The sequence below is a fragment of the Ruegeria sp. AB11 genome (genome assembly GCF_056536325.1).
On record NZ_JBQFJO010000001.1, the window covers coordinates 3,677,562 to 3,696,020 of the forward strand.

The 18,459-nt window shown below is 58.2% G+C and carries 25 protein-coding genes; 17 read left to right on the forward strand and 8 right to left on the reverse strand.

The window, feature by feature from the left end; genetic code table 11:
• Window positions 1-30 precede the first annotated feature (30 nt).
• The 3 genes from ACR3EJ_RS18400 to ACR3EJ_RS18410 all read right to left on the reverse strand — a co-directional run bounded on the left by ACR3EJ_RS18400 (window position 31) and on the right by ACR3EJ_RS18410 (window position 2,165).
• Entirely contained in the window at window positions 31-309 is a 279-nt protein-coding gene (locus tag ACR3EJ_RS18400; protein ID WP_170543004.1) for a hypothetical protein, read from the reverse strand.
• 69 nt (window positions 310-378) lie between these two features.
• Window positions 379-1,290 carry a DMT family transporter gene (locus ACR3EJ_RS18405; RefSeq protein WP_170543002.1) on the reverse strand — a complete coding sequence of 304 codons (912 nt, stop codon included), beginning with the start codon at window positions 1,288-1,290 and terminating at the stop codon, window positions 379-381.
• Window positions 1,287-2,165, reverse strand: coding sequence for a LysR family transcriptional regulator (locus ACR3EJ_RS18410; protein ID WP_170543000.1), 879 nt, complete (start codon window positions 2,163-2,165; stop codon window positions 1,287-1,289). Before ACR3EJ_RS18410 ends, ACR3EJ_RS18405 begins: the two co-directional genes overlap by 4 nt.
• 119 nt (window positions 2,166-2,284) lie before the next feature.
• Between ACR3EJ_RS18410 and ACR3EJ_RS18415 the strand changes: the two genes are divergently transcribed.
• Window positions 2,285-2,866 (forward strand): NAD(P)H-dependent oxidoreductase, encoded by a 582-nt coding sequence (locus ACR3EJ_RS18415; RefSeq protein ID WP_170542998.1) that lies wholly within the window; start codon window positions 2,285-2,287, stop codon window positions 2,864-2,866.
• Between the two features lie 64 nt (window positions 2,867-2,930).
• On the forward strand, window positions 2,931-3,671 hold the full coding sequence (locus ACR3EJ_RS18420; protein ID WP_170542996.1) for an aspartate/glutamate racemase family protein: 741 nt from the start codon (window positions 2,931-2,933) through the stop codon (window positions 3,669-3,671).
• Here ACR3EJ_RS18420 and ACR3EJ_RS18425 read toward each other — a convergent pair whose 3' ends face one another.
• On the reverse strand, window positions 3,672-4,202 hold the full coding sequence (locus tag ACR3EJ_RS18425; RefSeq protein ID WP_170542994.1) for a prolyl-tRNA synthetase associated domain-containing protein: 531 nt from the start codon (window positions 4,200-4,202) through the stop codon (window positions 3,672-3,674).
• Between the two features lie 89 nt (window positions 4,203-4,291).
• Between ACR3EJ_RS18425 and ACR3EJ_RS18430 the strand changes: the two genes are divergently transcribed.
• The 12 genes from ACR3EJ_RS18430 to trmD all read left to right on the forward strand — a co-directional run bounded on the left by ACR3EJ_RS18430 (window position 4,292) and on the right by trmD (window position 11,750).
• Window positions 4,292-4,810 carry a hypothetical protein gene (locus ACR3EJ_RS18430; RefSeq protein WP_170542993.1) on the forward strand — a complete coding sequence of 173 codons (519 nt, stop codon included), beginning with the start codon at window positions 4,292-4,294 and terminating at the stop codon, window positions 4,808-4,810.
• Window positions 4,811-4,970: 160 nt separating this feature from the next.
• A complete protein-coding gene (ffh, locus tag ACR3EJ_RS18435; protein WP_170542991.1) occupies window positions 4,971-6,479 on the forward strand; it encodes a signal recognition particle protein in 1,509 nt (502 codons plus the stop codon).
• Window positions 6,480-6,520: 41 nt separating this feature from the next.
• Window positions 6,521-7,033 carry a GNAT family N-acetyltransferase gene (locus ACR3EJ_RS18440; protein ID WP_170542989.1) on the forward strand — a complete coding sequence of 171 codons (513 nt, stop codon included), beginning with the start codon at window positions 6,521-6,523 and terminating at the stop codon, window positions 7,031-7,033.
• Complete coding sequence (locus ACR3EJ_RS18445; protein WP_170542988.1) at window positions 7,030-7,581, forward strand: GNAT family N-acetyltransferase; 552 nt, start codon at window positions 7,030-7,032, stop codon at window positions 7,579-7,581. Before ACR3EJ_RS18440 ends, ACR3EJ_RS18445 begins: the two co-directional genes overlap by 4 nt.
• Complete coding sequence (locus ACR3EJ_RS18450) at window positions 7,578-8,117, forward strand: GNAT family N-acetyltransferase (protein WP_170542986.1); 540 nt, start codon at window positions 7,578-7,580, stop codon at window positions 8,115-8,117. The genes ACR3EJ_RS18445 and ACR3EJ_RS18450 overlap by 4 nt, the downstream gene beginning before the upstream one ends.
• Entirely contained in the window at window positions 8,114-8,410 is a 297-nt protein-coding gene (locus tag ACR3EJ_RS18455; RefSeq protein WP_170392662.1) for a chorismate mutase, read from the forward strand. The genes ACR3EJ_RS18450 and ACR3EJ_RS18455 overlap by 4 nt, the downstream gene beginning before the upstream one ends.
• A 42-nt stretch (window positions 8,411-8,452) precedes the next feature.
• On the forward strand, window positions 8,453-8,842 hold the full coding sequence (gene rpsP, locus ACR3EJ_RS18460; protein ID WP_170542984.1) for a 30S ribosomal protein S16: 390 nt from the start codon (window positions 8,453-8,455) through the stop codon (window positions 8,840-8,842).
• Window positions 8,843-8,854: 12 nt separating this feature from the next.
• The gene (bluB, locus tag ACR3EJ_RS18465) at window positions 8,855-9,490 is read left to right on the forward strand and encodes a 5,6-dimethylbenzimidazole synthase (RefSeq protein ID WP_170542982.1); all 636 of its coding nucleotides are present in this window, start codon (window positions 8,855-8,857) and stop codon (window positions 9,488-9,490) included.
• A gap of 2 nt (window positions 9,491-9,492) precedes the next feature.
• The gene (locus ACR3EJ_RS18470) at window positions 9,493-9,639 is read left to right on the forward strand and encodes a hypothetical protein (RefSeq protein ID WP_010437588.1); all 147 of its coding nucleotides are present in this window, start codon (window positions 9,493-9,495) and stop codon (window positions 9,637-9,639) included.
• Entirely contained in the window at window positions 9,632-10,135 is a 504-nt protein-coding gene (gene rimM, locus ACR3EJ_RS18475; RefSeq protein ID WP_170542980.1) for a ribosome maturation factor RimM, read from the forward strand. The genes ACR3EJ_RS18470 and rimM overlap by 8 nt, the downstream gene beginning before the upstream one ends.
• Window positions 10,135-10,950 carry a hypothetical protein gene (locus tag ACR3EJ_RS18480; RefSeq protein WP_170542978.1) on the forward strand — a complete coding sequence of 272 codons (816 nt, stop codon included), beginning with the start codon at window positions 10,135-10,137 and terminating at the stop codon, window positions 10,948-10,950. Before rimM ends, ACR3EJ_RS18480 begins: the two co-directional genes overlap by 1 nt.
• Window positions 10,947-11,750 carry a tRNA (guanosine(37)-N1)-methyltransferase TrmD gene (trmD, locus tag ACR3EJ_RS18485; RefSeq protein WP_170542977.1) on the forward strand — a complete coding sequence of 268 codons (804 nt, stop codon included), beginning with the start codon at window positions 10,947-10,949 and terminating at the stop codon, window positions 11,748-11,750. Before ACR3EJ_RS18480 ends, trmD begins: the two co-directional genes overlap by 4 nt.
• A gap of 2 nt (window positions 11,751-11,752) precedes the next feature.
• Here trmD and ACR3EJ_RS18490 read toward each other — a convergent pair whose 3' ends face one another.
• Window positions 11,753-12,553: a glycoside hydrolase family 25 protein gene (locus tag ACR3EJ_RS18490; protein ID WP_170542975.1), complete on the reverse strand. Its 801-nt coding sequence runs from the start codon at window positions 12,551-12,553 to the stop codon at window positions 11,753-11,755.
• 45 nt (window positions 12,554-12,598) lie between these two features.
• Here ACR3EJ_RS18490 and ACR3EJ_RS18495 point away from each other — a divergent pair, with 45 nt between their 5' ends.
• The 3 genes from ACR3EJ_RS18495 (at window position 12,599) to rpmE (ending at window position 13,551) form a co-directional block, all read left to right on the forward strand.
• Window positions 12,599-12,772, forward strand: a complete 174-nt coding sequence (locus tag ACR3EJ_RS18495; RefSeq protein ID WP_170542973.1) for a hypothetical protein — start codon at window positions 12,599-12,601, stop codon at window positions 12,770-12,772.
• A gap of 162 nt (window positions 12,773-12,934) precedes the next feature.
• The gene (rplS, locus tag ACR3EJ_RS18500; protein ID WP_010437578.1) at window positions 12,935-13,318 is read left to right on the forward strand and encodes a 50S ribosomal protein L19; all 384 of its coding nucleotides are present in this window, start codon (window positions 12,935-12,937) and stop codon (window positions 13,316-13,318) included.
• 11 nt (window positions 13,319-13,329) lie between these two features.
• Window positions 13,330-13,551 (forward strand): 50S ribosomal protein L31, encoded by a 222-nt coding sequence (gene rpmE, locus ACR3EJ_RS18505; protein ID WP_170542971.1) that lies wholly within the window; start codon window positions 13,330-13,332, stop codon window positions 13,549-13,551.
• A 48-nt stretch (window positions 13,552-13,599) separates the two neighbouring features.
• Here rpmE and ACR3EJ_RS18510 read toward each other — a convergent pair whose 3' ends face one another.
• The 3 genes from ACR3EJ_RS18510 to ACR3EJ_RS18520 all read right to left on the reverse strand — a co-directional run bounded on the left by ACR3EJ_RS18510 (window position 13,600) and on the right by ACR3EJ_RS18520 (window position 18,386).
• Entirely contained in the window at window positions 13,600-15,624 is a 2,025-nt protein-coding gene (locus tag ACR3EJ_RS18510; protein ID WP_170542969.1) for a cellulase family glycosylhydrolase, read from the reverse strand.
• 158 nt (window positions 15,625-15,782) lie between these two features.
• Entirely contained in the window at window positions 15,783-17,369 is a 1,587-nt protein-coding gene (locus ACR3EJ_RS18515; RefSeq protein ID WP_170542967.1) for an MFS transporter, read from the reverse strand.
• Between the two features lie 129 nt (window positions 17,370-17,498).
• Window positions 17,499-18,386 carry an AEC family transporter gene (locus tag ACR3EJ_RS18520; RefSeq protein ID WP_170542965.1) on the reverse strand — a complete coding sequence of 296 codons (888 nt, stop codon included), beginning with the start codon at window positions 18,384-18,386 and terminating at the stop codon, window positions 17,499-17,501.
• Window positions 18,387-18,459: the final 73 nt, after the last annotated feature.

An 18,459-nucleotide genomic window follows, 5' to 3' on the forward strand; every position in this document is an offset into this window, starting at 1 on the left:
CCTGCCTCAAAGGCGCTGGCAGCTGTTAGCCTAACCTTCTCGGCTATATTCGACCCCGGTCACGACACCGGTCGCATCGGCCCGGCAAAGCCATGGCGCCTCTGCCCCTGCCACGAAAACACTGGTGACCGAGCCAGTCGGTCCGGATTGCGTCGAGATTGCTTTGACACCACTTGGCCCGGTCCCGGTTTCAGCACCTACCAGAGCCTCGCAGCTTGCCTGCAGGTCAGCCTGCGCGGCGTCGTTCGCTCCTCCGGTTGCACAAGCGGACAAGGCAAACAGCACAGGAATAAGGAGGGTTGATTTCATAGCGAAACTCCGCACTCAAGTAGCTCTTAGTACCTGCCAACTTGCCAGACCCGATTCAGAAGGCAAGATTCAATCCAGTGTCAGAACAGGTTTGGAAGAAGTGTCTTCTCCCTTCAGCAGCATCAGCAACGCAACGGCTGTCAAAGCCGCTCCGACCAATACCAAGGCCGTTGGTGCAGGGCGCCCGAGCCCGATCTCCCACAAGATGACCCAGCTGGGAATCAGATACGTATAAGCCATTACCTTGGCTGCAGGCAGACACAGCGCCGCAAACTGAACAAGTACAAAGCTGGCCGCCGTCGCGAATAGCGAAATGTAGAGCAGCGTTACCCAGACAATCCTGGGTAGGTTCGCCCAATCGGTCGCGCGGATATCGGACCAGCCCCACAGCGTCAGGATAAGGCACCCGGCCACCAGTGTTCCAAAGGTAAACACTACCGCAGGCTCTCCTCGGTTCAGGCGACGGACCATCGGGGTATAGACGGCGTGGGCAGCGCATCCCCAGAAATAGATGATCTCTCCGCCTCCGATCTCGAAGGCCTGAAAAGCCTGCCAATCAGCCCGGAAGATTACCCAAAGCGCGCCGACTGCGCCAACGGTCAGGGCCAGCGCCATGCGCGCGGTAGTGATCTGACGCAGCAGCACCCAGCCAGCCAGAGCCGACATGACCGGCGTCAAGGTAAATACCGCAGCCGCACTGACCGGTGGCGCGGTTTTGAGGCCGTAGAACATCAAGACGAAATACGACCCAAACAACCCGCCCAGGACCAGATAGCGCCAGGGGGCCTGTGTTGCGCGGCGCGATATGCCTGTTGTGGCAAGGGCGGCGATGCCGATCACCACTGCCGCAATGGCAAAGCGTGCCGCAGTGATTGCCGAGGGCGCGATTTCATTCGCTGCCATTGAACCCAACGAAAAACTGCCCGCAACCAGGGCAGAAAATGTCAGCATGGCAAGATGGCCGCGCGCTTGTGGTGTCACGGCAGCCAACCTTTGGATTGTTCTTTCAGGAAGGACAAAAACGCCTGGACTTTAGTTGTGCGGTGCAAATCCACATGGGTCACCAGCCACAGCTTGCCCGACCATTCGGGCAGAGGCTCCAACACCTCAACCAGATCGGGGTCGCGCATGGCCTCCCACCGGGCCATGAAACCGATACCGGCCCCTGCCAGAACCGCCTCGCGCATGCAGAAATTGTTTGTGCAGCGGAAGGTGATCGCCTGTTCCGGTGCATTGGCACGCAGCCAGCGGGAAAACGGCGCGCGGCTGTTTTCGTCGTCATTGCCGACGAAATGGTGATTGGCGAAATCCTCGACGCTCGAAGGTTTACCGTGGCGTGCGATATAGCCTTTGCTCGCGAACAGCCCGACTTCTTGCGCGATGAAAGGCTGCACCACGTTGTCCGGCTGATCCGGTGCGGCCCCTGCGCGAATAGCCACATGCGCTTCGCCATATTCCAGTCGAAACAGGCGGTCGCCGGTCAGATAGCGCACAATCAGACCCGGATGGGCTTGCTGAAATTCGCTCAAGGTCGGCACGATCAAAGGCGCAAGCGAGGCCAGCGAGGTCACCACCAGTTCGCCCGAGACATCATCTCCGCGCCCCTTCATGCGGCCAACCAACTGGTTGAACTGATCTTCGGTCGCCTGCGCGACACGCAACAGATCCTTACCTGCTTCGGTCGGGGTATAGCCGCGCGCATGACGCTGAAACAATTTGACGCCCAGCCGTGCCTCGATCGCGTCGATATGGCGGATCACGGTGGCGTGGTGTACGCCCAATACATCAGCCGCGCCGCTGACCGTTCCCATGCGCGCCACCTGATAGGCGGTTCTTACTTCATCCCAATTGTCCATTGCATCTGTTCCACTGTGCAAATTCTAACAATGCTTGTTGATATATCCGAGTTTTGTTCACATTCGCAACAGCCATATTGGGGCGGCAGAAGCTAATTCCACAGTTTAGGACCTCCGAAATGACCAAAACCATCCTGCACATCGACGCCTCAGCCCGCCGCACCGGTTCAGCCACCCGCGATCTGTCCGAACGCGTGGTTCGCCACCTGAACGCCGGGCGTATTATCCGCCGCGATCTCGCCTCTCCCCTGCCCCTTATCACCGAAGACTGGATCGCTGCCAATTTCACTCCCGCCGATCAGCGCGACGTTGTCCAGCAGGACGTTCTGTCCTTGTCGGACGAGCTGGTGTCGGAACTGCAAAAGGCGGATACCATCGTCATCGGCCTGCCGATCTACAACTTCTCGGTCCCGGCAGCCTTCAAAGCCTGGATTGATCTGGTCGCCCGCGCGGGTCTGACATTCGCCTATTCCGAGGAAGGCCCGAAAGGCCTGCTGGAAGGCAAACGCGCCATCCTCGCCGTAGCCTCGGGTGGTACCGCTGTCGGGTCCGAGATTGACTTTGCCACCACCTATGCGCGCCATGTTCTGGGCTTCATCGGCATCCATGATGTCGAGGTCATCGCCGCTGATCGCATGGCACTGGACCCCGAAACAACCCTGTCCAATGCGCAGAAAGCTGTCACTGAACTGGCGGCCTGATTGACCTGACCCCCCTGAACCGTCCAGTCTGCGCCGAGGCAATTCAGCAGACTGGGCGTTTCACATGAAGAAGATTGGAATATTGGGCGGTGTTGGCTGGGCCTCAACCGTCGACTACTACCGGGCGATTGCTGAAGGCGCGGGTCGATATTTCGCTGAACGCGGCCACGGATCGCCGCTGCCCATCCCCCCCATGACCATCGAATCCGTCACCCAAGCCAAAACCCGCGCCTTGCGCGGCGTGGCCGGTGATGAGGAAAGCTGGTCCGCCTTCGACGCGGTGTTCCGTGAGGCCCTGCTGACGTTGCAAAACGCAGGCTGTGATTTCGGCATCATCGCCTCAAATACTCCCCATGCGCGTCTTCATGCGATCCGCGAGGGTGTCTCGATGCCCATTCTCAGCATTTTTGACGCAACTGCCGACGCGACCGCCTCGACCGGCGCGACCAAAGCTTTGGTCCTTGGCACGACAGTCACCATGCAAGCCCGTAACTACGCCGACCGACTGGCCGCCGAAAACATCACCGCAAACGCCCGCCTGCCCGAGCCCGAGATTGCCGAGATGCAGGCGATGATCGACAGTGATTTCTACGGTGGCGCATCTGACACCGCACATGCGCGCCTGCTGGCGTTCTGCAACAAGCATGCCGCGCCTGGAACTGCGATTTTGTTGGCCTGCACTGAGTTGCCTCTGGCGTTCCCCGACCATCTGGACGATCCGGTGTTCGAGGCGGATGGCCACTTGTTCATCAACCCGTCTGCCGCCCATGTCGCTGCCGCTTTGAACGAAGCGCTTGAGGGGTGATCAGGGCAGCCAGGTCACCTCGCACCCGATCTTATCAAAGAACGCCATCAGATCTTCGCGCGACAAAACAACGGTTCGGTCGTTGACCAAAGGGTGCATGTTGATGACATCGGCCTGTTGTGCGGTTTCGTCCATGAAGAATTTAACGTTGTTCTCAACGCCGTTGATCATCGCCAGCGGACTGACCGCGCCGGGGCGAATACCGAGGTTCTGAAACAGTCGATCCGCCGAGCCGAAGGACAGGTTGCCAATTCCCAGTTCTGCGCCCAGCGCCTTGAGGTCGATCTCGCGGCTTTGTTCCAGCGTCACCAGATAGTTCCGCTTTTTCTTGTCGCGCAGAAAGAGGTTCTTGAGCCGCAGCGCGTTTTCGCCCGGCACCATGAACTGGCCTTCGACCCCCTTGGCATCCTCGACGGTGCGCAGTGGGATATGAGTATGCAACCGATAAGGCAGCCCCCATTCATCCAACTGCGCCAACAGCGCATCCGAGCTAAGCGGCAACGTATCCTGAAAAGCTGATGATGCGTCCATGGGAACCTCCTCGTATGGCGTGCTCATCGCTCAACCGACAGGTAAATTCAAGCCACGACAGGCGCAGTATTCAGTGCTAGCGTGCCGCCATGAAAGTGACGCGCAACACTCCGAACCAACTGATCCTGTCCTATACGCCATGGTTCATCGGCATCTCGCTGGTGTTCTTCATTCTGGCGTTTGTCGGCGCGGGCGTCTTCGTGGCCAGCGAAGGTGGCGAAAGTATCTTCTTCGGTGTTTTCTTCGCGCTATTCGGTGGAGGCATGGGCTTTGGTGCGTTTTGCGCCTTTGTCCGCCGTGTGCAGGTCATCCTGGACCGGAACAAGAACAACATCCTGATCCGCAGGCAGTCTGTCTTTGGATATGATGCGGTGGAACATGAGCTCTCGAACCTCTCGCACGCGGAAACCGAAAGCACGACCTCACGTAGCGACAATGGCACATCGACCCTTTATCGCCCTGTCCTGATACTGGATGAAGGCATGAGCGCCGGACGCCATCCCATTGTTGAGGCCTATTCTAGCGGGCGCGGTGCGCATCGGTTGGTGGATGCGGTCAATGACTGGCTTCCAGCACGCAAGGTTGACTCTGCCAGCCAATCGGCCTAAATCGCCGCCAACATCCGGAAGCGTTTGATCTTCCGGTCCCTTGAGTCGTTCAGGGATCGCCCCCCACCAGCGAGTTTCGCCCGTGGGGGCAATTGTGCATTTAACCGGTGCCTCCTAATTAGGTGGTGCCACCAGATAACCGGCTAAGGAGGCCGAAGGCATGTTTGAAAATCTATCCGAACGCCTTTCCGGCGTCTTTGATCGGCTGACAAAACAAGGCGCTCTGTCCGAAGAAGACGTCAAAACCGCCCTGCGCGAAGTCCGCGTTGCCCTGCTTGAGGCTGACGTTTCGCTGCCGGTGGCCCGCGAATTCGTCAAGAAAGTACAGGAGCAAGCGACCGGTCAGGCAGTCACCAAGTCGATCACCCCTGGTCAGCAGGTCGTCAAGATCGTGCACGACGCTCTGGTAGATACCCTGCGCGGCGAGGAAGACCCCGGCGCGCTGAAGATCGACAACCCGCCCGCGCCGATCCTGATGGTCGGCCTGCAAGGCTCGGGTAAGACGACGACCACCGGTAAGTTGGCGAAACGCTTGAAAGAGAAAGAGGGCAAGAAGGTCCTGATGGCCTCGCTCGATGTCTATCGCCCGGCGGCGATGGATCAGTTGGCCGTTCTGGGCACGCAGGTCGGCGTCGATACGCTGCCGATCGTACCTGGCCAGAAACCGGTCGACATCGCCAAGCGCGCCAAACAGCAGGCGACGCTGGGCGGCTATGACGTCTACATGCTCGACACCGCGGGCCGTCTGCATATCGACGAAGTCCTGATGGACGAGGTCGAGCAGGTCCGCAACGCGGTTGACCCGCGCGAGACCCTGCTGGTGGTTGACGGCCTGACCGGTCAGGTCGCCGTCGAGGTAGCCGAGGAATTCGACGCTAAGGTCGGCATCTCAGGCGTGGTCTTGACCCGGATGGACGGCGACGGGCGCGGCGGTGCGGCGCTGTCTATGCGCGCGGTCACCGGCAAGCCCATTCGCTTTGTCGGTCTGGGCGAGAAGATGGACGCGCTCGAAACCTTCGAGCCGGACCGGATCGCCGGTCGTATTCTGGGCATGGGCGACATCGTTGCTCTGGTCGAAAAAGCCCAGGAAACGATGGAGATGGAACAGACCGAGCGCATGATGAAGCGCATGGTCAAAGGTCAGTTCAACATGAACGACCTGAAAATGCAGCTTGAACAGATGATCCAGATGGGCGGCATGCAGGGCATGATGGGCATGATGCCGGGCATGGGCAAAATGGCGAAGCAGATGGATCAGGCGGGTCTGGACGACAAGATCCTGCGCCAGCAGATCGCCATGATCCAATCCATGACCAAACGCGAACGCGCGAACCCGCAACTGCTGCAGGCAAGCCGCAAGAAACGCATCGCGGCGGGTTCGGGGATGGAAGTCAGCGACCTCAACAAACTGCTCAAGATGCACCGGCAGATGTCGGACATGATGAAGAAAATGGGCAAGATGGGCAAAGGCAAGATGCTAAAACAGGCCATGAAAGGCATGTTCGGCAAAGGTGGCCCCTCGCCCGAGGAAATGGCTGCAGGCATGGACCCCAAGGCGCTGGCACAGGCCGCCAAGGCAATGGGCGGCAAAATGCCCGGCGGTCTGCCCGGACTGGGTGGCGGCATGGGTCTGCCCCCGGGGCTAAGTGGTTTTGGTAAGAAAAAGTGACGTCAGCACGCTGCACCCAGCCCCCGTCCGGAAAGGCGGCGATGGCAGCAGCGCAATATCGCGCAGCCCTGCCGGTCATTCAGACCCGGCGGCTGGTTCTGCGCGCGCCTACTCTGGACGACCTGCCGGTATGGACGTCGATCTGCATGGACAGCTTTGGCGATACCGAACAGGACGCCTGGACTGAGTTTTCCTACTACACATCGGGCTGGCTTTTGCATGGGCATGGCCTGTTCACGGTCTCGCTAAAGGACGACGATCAGGTCATTGGCTTCGTCATTCTGGGCCTCGAATGGGACGACCACGAGCCCGAGCTTGGCTATATGTTCGGAAGCAAGTTCCGCATGCAAGGTTACGCGACTGAAGCGTGCAGCGCTGTTCGCGATTTTGGCTTCGATCTGCTGGGGACCGGCCGGTTCGTAAGCTATGTTTCGCAGTCCAACACACGTTCGAACGCATTGGCGCAGCGTCTGGGTGCGACTCGCGACGCCGTTGCCGAAAGCGCCATTGGTCCAACACAACATGTCTGGCGGCACGGCGAGGTGCAGGCATGAAATTCGCTCTGCCGATCCCGACGCTCGAAACCGAACGCCTGATCATGCGCGCACCGTCCGAGGCTGACCTGGACGCGGATACGGCGTTCTTTGCCACCGACGCCGCGCGGTTCGTCGGCGGACCTTTGCGCCGGGATGAAGTGTGGCGGGTGTTCGCCTCGCTTCTGGGCCATTGGGCCGTGCGCGGCTATGGCTATTGGAGCGTCGATGAGAAAGGTACCGGTACCTATGTTGGCCGTATCGGACTGTGGTTCCCCGAAGGCTGGCCCGAGCCCGAGGTCGGCTGGACCCTGCTGAACCACGCCACCGGCAAAGGATATGCGACCGAGGCCGCTTTGACCGCCCGATCCTATGCCTATGATGTTCTGGGGTGGGCGACCGCGATCTCTCTGATCGATCTGGACAATACCGCCAGCAAGGCCGTGGCCAAGCGGATGGGTGCTCAGTTCGAATATCACTATGAGCACCCTAAATATGGCACTTCGGAAATCTGGCGGCATCCTTCGCCAGGTGATTTGGTCAATGGCGGCGTGGAGGCATACGCATGACCACGTTTACCATCCCCACCATCGAGACCGAACGACTGGTCCTGCGCGCGCCGCATCTGGACGATCTGCCTGCGATGTCCGAATTCTTCGCGACCGAGCGCAGTCATATGGTCGGTGGTCCCAAGGACGCGCTGGAAAGCTGGAGCTCTCTGTCGAACCGGTTGGGTCATTGGGCGCTTCGTGGTTATGGCCTATGGCATCTGACCGAAAAGGCCAGCAGCGCATTTGTCGGCTGGGCCGGCATGATCTACGTCCCCGGCTGGGCCGAGCCCGAGCTGGGTTGGACCCTGATGGCAGAAGCCGAGGGCAAAGGCCTGGGCTTTGAGGCCGCAGCCGCTGCACGCGACTACGCCGCCCGGCATCAAGGCCTAAACGGGGTGATTTCATACATTGCCCATGCCAATGAGCGCTCGCGCGCGCTGGCCGAACGGCTGGGCGCAACGCTGGAGATTGAGAGGGCCGAACTTCTGGGCAAGCACGCTCAGATCTGGCGCCATCCGCAGATTGATTTGACCACCGAGAGGACCGGCCAATGAACAACCCCGTGACACAAGCTGCCGCGCTGTTGAAGGATCACCGCGAAAGCATCGACCGGTTGGATGCGATCCTTGTCTATACGCTGGGCGAGCGGTTCAAGCACACGCAGGCTGTTGGCAAGCTCAAGGCCGCACACGACCTTCCCCCGTCCGATCCTTCGCGCGAGGCTGCGCAGATCGCACGGTTAGAAGACCTGGCGAAAGAGGCCGATCTGGACCCCGATTTCGCCAAGGCTTTCCTGAATTTCATCATTCAGGAAGTCATCCGACACCACAAGAAACATCAGAACTAACCGGCACCTACGCCGGATACGCCATTCAAAGGAGATACCACCATGGCAATGAAAATTCGTCTCGCCCGCGGCGGCTCGAAAAAGCGTCCCTTCTATCGCATTGTTGCGGCTGACAGCCGTATGCCGCGCGATGGCCGTTTCATTGAGAAACTGGGCACCTACAACCCGCTGCTGCCGAAAGACAGCGAAGAGCGTGTGAAAATGAACATGGAGCGCATCCAGTACTGGCTGGATCAGGGCGCACAGCCCACCGACCGGATCGCACGTATGCTGGAAGCTGCTGGCGCACGCGACAAGGCCGAGCGCAACAACCCCAACAAGGGTACTCCGGGCAAGAAAGCTCAGGAACGCGCAGAAGAAAAAGCGGCCAAAGCTGCTGATGCCGCTGAAGCTGCTGCTGCACCGGCTGAAGAAGCTGCGGCAGAAGAATAAGCAGGCGGGCGCGTGCGGGATCAGGCTTTTACCGACGATTTTCGCACGCAGTTTGATCTGTTGATGCGGCTCCGGCGCGATGTGCGCCGGTTCCGCATGGACGCGGTAGACGAGGCAGTGCTTATGCGCTGCCTCGACGCGTTTCGACTGGCCCCTTCAGTGGGGCTGAGCGAACCCTGGCGTGTGATCCGCGTCGAAACTCAGGCTGCGCGTGACGCGGCGCTGAAGAATTTCCAAGCCGCAAACGAACAGGCGCTGACCGGATATTCCGGCGAAAAGGCGCAGCTGTATAGCCAGTTGAAACTGACCGGGATGAAAGAAGCCCCGGTGCAGCTGGCCGTGTTTTGCGACGATGCCACCGACAAAGGCCAAGGTCTGGGCGCGGGTACTATGCCCGAGATGCGGCGCTATTCTGTGGTCTCTGCCATCACCTTGTTCTGGCTTGTCTTGCGGGCAGAAGGGTTGGGTCTAGGCTGGGTCTCGATCCTCGATCCGGACCAGATGGCACGCGATCTGGATGTGCCCGCAGACTGGCGGCTGATCGGTTATTTCTGTGTTGGCCGACCCGAATGCGTTTCGGATACGCCTGAATTGGAACAGGTCGGCTGGGAAAACCGCAATGACACTTTGCCCATCGAGGTGCGCTAGGCATGTTCGGATTGTTACGGCTTCCCATACTGCTGGCGATCGCCTTTATTGTGGGCGTATTCTTCGAACGCTCGAACCAGCGCGAGGCGTGCGAGGTGATCGGGCAATGGCGGGACGGGCTATGTGTGACGGATGGTCAAAATGAGTGATCTGATCTGCGTGGGCAGTATCGCGGGCTCGTATGGGGTGCGCGGGGAGGTGCGGCTGAAAAGCTTCTGCGCCGTCCCTGAGGATATCGAGGGCTATTCGCCGCTGACCGATGAAACCGGCAAAGAACGTTATCCGGTGGTTCTGACCCGTGCAATCAAGAATGGTTTCGCCGCACGGTTGGGTGGGATTGAGTCCAAAGAAGAGGCGGATGCGCTGAACGGTCTGCGCCTTTATGCGCGGCGCGATCAATTGCCCTCGCTGCCGGATGATGAGTTTTACCACACCGATCTGATCGGGCTTGAGGTTTATGATACCGGCGGCACCCTGCTGGGCCGGGTGAAATCGGTTCAAAATCACGGCGCGGCGGATCTGTTGGAACTGCACGGGCCGGGCTTAAAGGCCACCGTGCTGCTGCCGTTTACACTCGAATCCGTTCCGACCGTTGATCTCGACAAGGGCCGCATCATCGCCGATCCGCCTGAGGGCCTGCTGTAATGCGCCGCGTGTTGCTGCATCTGGGTCTGCACAAGACCGGGACAACGGCGGCACAGTCCTTTCTGTTCGAGAACCGGTCACTGATTTGGCCGCACCATGCGTTGGTCCTGCCCTATCGGACCCGCAAAACCGGCCTGTCCGAAGCAGCCACACGCTATTCCGTCTACGGCACCCCCGGCGCGATGAACGATTTCAAGGATCAGATGCGGCACTTCCTGAATTCACTGGAATTCGGCCAGAAGCGCGGACTGGTTCTGAGCGAAGAGAATTTCTCTGGCCTGCGCCCCAGCCGCAATGTCGCGGTGGGCTATGAGGCCGCGCCCGAGCTCGCCTCGTGCCTTGTCGGCCTGATCCGCGACCGGTTTGCCGGAGAAGAAGTGCATATCACGATCTACTACTCGTTGCGCCAACGCGGAAGCTGGCTGCGCAGCCTCTGGGCGCATGATCTGCAACGATCGCGCCTGATCCAGGATTTTGAGACGTTTCGCGCCCGGCTTGAACCCGTGCCCTCCCCCCAGATCGCGGCTGAAGCAGTGCGTGATCGCCTGCCTTCGGTCTCGGTCCGAACCGAATGGCTGGAGGACCTGCAGGGCTTGCGCTATGGGCTTGGAAATACATTTGCCGAATTCCTTGACTTGCCCCCGGACAAGGCTGGCGAACTGGTGGGTCCGACGCGTTCGAACCCACGTCTACCTGAAGATATCTTGCAGCAAATGTTGGAGATAAACCGATCCGATCTGGACGACGCTGCGTTGATCGAACAAAAGGCGGCTCTGGTTCAACGCGTCCAAAATGACCTGATCGGCTCGAAATGACAGAGAAACCCGGAAAGTCCCATGGCCGCAAAGCCATCCGCCCGACGCTGAAGCCGCGCGAGTTGATGACGCCGACGCCCGATCTCCACGGGGTGTGGAAGGCCAAGATCATCACCCTTTTCCCTTCGGCCTTTCCCGGAGTGCTGGGCGAAAGCCTGACCGGCAAGGCCCTGCAGGAAGGGCTGTGGCAATTGGAAACCGTCGATCTGCGCCAGTTCGGGGTTGGCAAGCATCGCAATGTGGATGACACCCCTGCAGGTGGCGGTGCGGGCATGGTCCTGCGTGCCGATGTGCTGGGCAATGCCATCGAGCACACGATGGCAGGCATCCGGGGCAACTGGCCACTGATCTACCTAAGCCCACGCGGGAGACGGATGGACCAGCAGATGATGCAGAGTCTGGCGCGCTGCGATGGCATGACCTTGCTTTGTGGTCGGTTCGAGGGCGTCGATGAGCGGGTGCTTGAGCATTACGGCGTGCAAGAAGTTTCCTTGGGCGATTTCGTCATGACCGGAGGCGAGATCGCGGCGCAAGCCCTGATCGACGCTACAGTGAGGCTGATCCCTGGCGTGCTGGGCAATCAGGCTTCGGCTGAGGAGGAAAGCTTCTCCTCCGGCCTGCTGGAGCATCCGCAATACACCCGCCCCGCAGACTGGAAAGGCCGTCCGATCCCGGACATTCTGATGTCGGGCCACCACGGTCGCATCGCGGACTGGCGTCATGAGATGTCGGAAGAGATCACCCGCGAACGACGGCCCGATCTTTGGGACGCATATCAGAAATCCAAGGACAACGACTAAGGCTAGCGGGTCGCTTTCCAGAGCGCCCAAGTCTCAGGCGTACCATTAAAGGTGTTGATGTCGACCTTGCCCTGAACCCCCGGCACCAGACCTGTGCCGGTATACTGCCAGAACCGCCAGATCGCGCTTGGATAAACATTGCGAGGATGTCCGGCGACCGAACGCAGCCAGAACTCGGTCTTGGGCAGCCGGCCAATGTCGGTGTCGCGGTAAAAGTCGACCGTTGTATAGACAATCGGGCGGCGCCCATAATGGCGTTCCAGAATATCCAGGAATTTTTTTGCCTCGGCCCGGACGGTTCGCCCATCGGGGCGCAGGGTGCAGGTTTTGGAATGCGGCGTCCATTCCATGTCCAGCACATGCGGCAGATCGGCCCCTTTGGGCACGTTTTGGATGAACCAACGGGCCTGCTCATGAGCTGGGCGGCAGAAATAGTAATAGTGGTAGGCACCCCAAGGCACACCAGCAGCCTGTGCACCGCGCCGATGTTCTTCAAACATCGGATCGGAGAAATCCCCACCCTCGGTGGCCTTGATGAACGCGAAACTGACACCGGATTTCTGGGCGGTGCGCCAGTCAATCGGCCCCTGCCAGCGCGATACATCAAGCCCGTGCACCGGGTAATGGCCGGGATGGCGGCCCTCCCATTCATGCGGGTCGGCGTCACCAAACGCGGGATAGATGATCGAAGGCGGGGTCGTGTCCGCAAAGGCCTGCGGTTCAACCGCCTGAGGCTGGGGGCCGCGGCGGCCACATGAGACGAGTGCAAGCGCTATAACGGCAAGCAGGAGTGCTTTGCGCATCTTTTGGTCCTGTATCAAATTTCTGCTCTGATAATTGAACCCAGAATGCCTGATCTGGCCGCCAAGGCAACGATGTATTTGACCGATGGCGAAAACACACCGGCATCCGCAGTGAATCGTGCCAGTTTAGGCTTGATCCCTGCACACAAAGCCCTTAAAGCAGCGCAATCCGGTGCCGCATTACGCGACTCCGGTGTTTTGGTTTGCATCCTGAAGTGACGCCCGGCTTTCTTCGGCCCCGGCGCGACAGGGCGGACCGGACCAAAAGGAACATTCGATCTGACCTCTGGCGGGCTGTACGCAGGACCCGGTGAAGACCAAGAGCTCTCAGCCCGTGCCCAAACTTCGTGGACCAACCACGAGCAGATAGGAGTAACTGCGATGGACCTAATCGCACAGCTTGAGGCGGAACAGATTGCCGCCCTGGGGAAAGACATCCCCGATTTCAAAGCCGGTGACACCATCCGTGTCGGCTTTAAAGTGACCGAAGGGTCACGTACCCGTGTGCAGAACTACGAAGGCGTCTGCATCGCACGTAAAGGTGGCAACGGCATCGCCGGTTCGTTCACCGTTCGCAAAATCTCGTTTGGCGAAGGTGTGGAACGTGTGTTCCCGCTGCATTCGACCAACATCGACAGCATCACCGTTGTCCGCCGTGGCCGCGTTCGTCGCGCCAAACTGTACTACCTGCGCTCGCGCCGTGGTAAATCCGCGCGTATCGCAGAGGTCACCAACTACAAGCCCAAGGCTGGCGCCGAGGCGTAAGGAGCGGAAAGATGAAAAAAGACATCCATCCCGATTATCACCTCATCGACGTCAAAATGACCGATGGCACCGTGGTTCAGATGAAATCCACCTGGGGTGCCGAAGGCGACCAGCTGGCCTTGGAAATCGACCCCTCCGTGCACCCCGCATGGACTGGTGGTTCGTCGCGCTTGATGGACGCTGGCGGCCGCGTGTCGAAGTTCAAAAAGAAATACGAAGGTCTGGGCTTCTAATCCCAAACCGCTCGAATTCAAAAGACCGTCCCTTGGGGCGGTCTTTTTTTATTGCAACAGATCAAGATAAAGCCAGCGTGCTCCATTAAGTTCTGTCAGGTCAACTACGTGCCTGCCATTTTCATATTGATGCGCCATTGGAGGAAGGGCCCGCCCCGGATCAACGGACCTCAGTTTGAGGTCAGCGGAGGCGGTAATCTGCAAAATGCCCGTAACCGGTTCGACCCGGAAGGCAGCTGATTGAGGTTCGACAGGAACACTTCGCCCTGAAATCGAAATCAAAATCTGACGCGATTGTGCAATGTCATTGCCATCCAGACTTTGAACTGCCACCGCCGCCACGGGTGTCGTGATGTCGAATACAACATTTCTGGTCGTAATTACCTCGTCATGGAAAAAGCCTGCCGCAATCTGACTCTTTCCCGTGTCCACCGTGAACCGGGCATTGCCAAAGTCGCGCTGAAACTCGCCCGTATCTGCGGCAACAACAGTGGCATCCTCTGCCAGATATGATCTGTCGAGATCAAGCGGGCCGTATTCGTCGCGGTTCAATTTGGTCGCCGCGAGCCACGGCAATGCACGAGTCTCGGGCATACATGTTACCAACCTGCTTTGTTCAAACACTGTCCGTATGGCAACTGATGTTTCCGGAGACACGGGACGGCCAAAGAACGTGTCCTCATCCAAGCAAATCGCGTACGTATTCTCGGCTTGCTTGACATGGCCTTCCCGGAACAGAAGGGCTGCGGCGGGCATCATCCATATCATCCCGGGATCTTCGGCCATACTCCAATTGTTTGGCGATGTTGATCGGTTCAGAGATTGCTGTGAGTAGCCATAAATCATCATGGCATCCCAGCCTTGATGCGCTGCGCTCGTCGCAACACGGAGCGGCGTGATGAACCTATCTTCTGCGGGAAATTCCCCAATGTTCCACTCTGAAACGCTAAGCGGCATACCTTCGACCTGCGCGATCGCGATCCATTCCAAAAAACCACTCTGTTGGCGCGGGTCAAAACCGATTTCACCAACTGCTCCGTAACTATGCGCGTCGATTATGGACCCAACGGTCAGCGATGGCAGACCGGCGATTGTCATCCCGCCCCAAAGGCTCGTTGTCGAGATCAGACCTTCAAATCCAGTGTCGCGAACAGCGGGGATCAGTTGTTCGTTGAAACGGCGTTCAAGATCGTTCAGAAAAATCTTCGAGTCGCCGTGCTCCCATGTCCGCCAGGTTTCATCGGGATCAAGCCCGTTGCCGCGCGCAAATTCATCTGCCATAGCCATGAATAGTTCACTATGCATAGGTACATTCTTGTTCGGGAGGAGAGCATTGCCGAAGTGATGCGTAAGGTCGTTTTCGTTCGTCAACATCACGGCGACAACTGCCGGGTCCTCGGCATACGTAAGACCCGTCAAAGAATTTTCGTGACGCAAATAGGCGTTCTGGAATTCGACCATTCGCGCCTCAATGCTGGACGAGATGTAGTTAAAGCCTCTGACATCGGCAATATCGTCATCCCCAGCAATCTCATCGAACCCGGAAATTCCGTCCTGCTGCGTAAACCTTCGACCTACATGGAGATCAAGCCATACGTAAATTCCTTGCCTCTTGAGCGCTGCAATCCAAGCGTCAAGCCTTTGCATCGACGCTGGGTCGAGGTTAAGCGTATCAGAGGGATCTGATCCGAAGATGTTAGGACCCACCCAATGAGAATCGTGGTGGTGAATTCTGACAAGGTTAATCCCCAACCGCGCCATCCTTTGGGCATGCAGTTCGACTGAATTCAGGTTGGTGTGAAATAACGCATATGCCTGTAGATTAACGCCCCAAAAACGGACTGGCGTCCCATCCTCAAACACCAATGCACCCTCTTGCGCTAGAATTTTTCCGTGAAACCCGGCAGGTTTATGATTGAGCCAACTCAGGTCAGGAGTCGGTGCATAGGACAGCACCCTATCTATTGGCCATTTGTCCGAAGCCGAGGATTCTTGTGCCAAAGTGCATACGGGCAAGGTACACAGTGATAAAAGGACATACAGAAACCGTTTCGTGATACCAAATAGACTCATTAACTTTTCCAATACCAATACATCCACATCATAACCTCAGTTCCGGTAGCCGCTATTCACAAAAGTTGTGCTCCCGGACGTACCAGTTGTGTTTTCGCTATGCTCAACTCAGAGCATGAAGTAAGCCCCAAACCCAGAATCGCACTTGAAACCGTGCGCTATCGGGTCAGGTTCACCGCGCTATGCACAGGCGGAACGGGCCCTCTGAGCAGCAGCAATGCCAGCAGCATCCCAGCCAGTGCGACACCGGCAGCGATCAGCATCACACTGTCAAAAGCATCATCCTGAAGATCACGCAGAGCACGTGCCAATGTTGCGCCAGTATCCGGATCAAGCCCAGCGATAAGCTGCTGTACCTGACTGGCTGTACCATGGGTCAACGCATGAGCCAGATCGGCCCGTTGCTCTGATCCAGCGGGTAATGCGGCGATCACTTCGGACAGACCCCGACGGGTGGTGATCGCCTCGGCCAGCCCACCGACCACGGCACCAAGGGTCGCACCAAAATAGAGGAACGCGTTCACCACACCCGAACCCTGCCCCATGTGCTCTTCTGGCAACAAGCGCAGCCCGAGACGAGGCAGCAATGAAAACCCGATGCCAAGCCCGGTCCCTATGATCAGCAGCTTCCACCAGATCCCGCCCATGCCGGTCGTGTTCGTCGTTATGGTCAACAGCAAAAAACCACACGCCATGAAACCCATGCCAAGTATCACGGGCCATTGGAAGCTATAGGGTGCCAGAAAGCGCGGCGCGATCACGGACACAACGAACATGCTGAGGCTCAACGGCAGGATCGCCACACCTGCACCGACGGCCGATAAGCCAAATGCATCGGGCGACTGCACAAACACGTTGAAATAGACAAAGAAGCTAAACAGCGCGAAGCCGGTGATGAACATCCCCGCCGCTGCCATGAAATAGCGGGGATGACGGAAATAACGCAGCTCGATCAGAGGGTCTGCGCTTCGGCGCGAGGTGATAATCAACGCAATCACCGCAATCGCTGAAACGCAGAGCGGGATAAGTGTCGAACTAGAGGTCCAGCCCTGGCTTTCGCCATTGCTAAGAGCGAAGGACAGCGGACCGAGCAGCAGGACCAAAGCAACGGCACCAGCCAGATCAAACTTCGCACCAGCAAGCCGCGTGTCAGGGACATAATGTTCCTTGCTCACCCGTAACCCAACCAAAAATGCAACCAGCAGCAGCGCGAGATCGGTGGCAAACACGCCCCGCCAACTGAGGTAATGCGCGAACGCGCCGCCCAAGATCGGACCCACACCGATCGCCAACCCAACGATCGCACCCCAGGCGCCGGTTACGCTGGCCCGCTGATCTTCTGGCGTCGCCGCCGTCAACAATGACAGAGAGGTGCCAAACAACGCCGCAGCCCCTGCGCCCTGAGCCCCTCGGCCTATCAACAACATGGCAGCATCCTGCGAAAACAGCACCAGGGCAGAGCCAAGGGCAAACACAATCATCCCGGCAAAGAATACGCCGACCTTGCCGGTAATATCACCCAGCCGGCTAACGATGGTAACAAGTGTGGCGCTCACCACCGTATAGATTGCCATCACCCATTGCAGGCTGGATGGTGACAGATCAAATTCGGTTTTCAGGTTGGGCAGGATCGTCGCAACGGCGGTCGAATTGAACCCAACCACCATCATGCACAGCGCCGTCATTATGAGAACCAGGCGCCCCCCACCAGAGCCTGAATTGTCATCAGTGACGCTTGCTGGCATCTGTGTACTCCTCGTTCAGGAATAGCCTGCTGGTTTTCCAGGCGCATAGCTTAGCGCTGTGTTGTTCCTATTATTAAACGGTTTTTCGTTGGTGCGTATAGTTTTTCCGCAAGGCGAGCTTTGCCCACTTCAGACCCAGTAAGACAGTGCCACCGGCAACACCAAAATCGTGGTCAGGGTTGAAACCAGAATGAACCCGGCCACGTCGGGCCCGTATTCCGGTACATGTTGATCAATGAATAGATATGTTGCGACGGAAGACGGCATCAGGCAGCACAGGATCACCGCCCCCCGCTCGGCCCCCGTGAAGTCGAAAGCCCAGACCAGCGCGCTTGCAATCACCATGGCCATCACCAGGTGCAACGCGGTCAGCATTACAGCGCGTCCAAGGCTTGATATCCGCAGCGTCGCAAGCGTGTGCCCCAACGTCAGCAGCATCAGCGGGATCGAGAGACCACCCAGTATGTCAAAGGATTTGGCGACCGGTTGTGGAAGGTTATAGCCCGTGGCCATCAGCACCAGGGACAGCGCTACCGCGTAGATGATCGGAGATGTAGCAAGTTTTCTGGGTGAGAACTCCCCAGCCGGAATCCACATACCGATCGTGAAAATACTGATCAGCACAACAACCACAAATCCCATCGTATAAGCCATGCCGGCATCCCCCAACGCCAGTAAGGTTATGGGAAGACCGATATTGCCGACATTGCCGTGCATAAGCGGCGTTAAAAACGCCCGCGCTGGCAACCGCATCAGCTTGAGCGCGACAAACCCCAACACTCCAAATCCTGCGATCGCCAAAGCGGCTGCTGTCATCACGTCAAGAAACGTGCCGACCGCGATTTTGGTGGTCGACAAGTGCGAGATGATCAGGGTTGGATACCCGACCCTCGATACGATTCCACCAATGACCTTATTGTCGAACGGAGCACGGATTAGTGCCAGACAATAACCGATTCCAGCACAAATCAGGACGGGCAGAACCACGTTCAGGACGTTCAAAAACAGATGGTCCAATTGCTGTCCTTAATCACAATTCCTCGATCCCGACATTGAAATACGGGCGTCTGTTTGGCAAGGAGTTACCCTA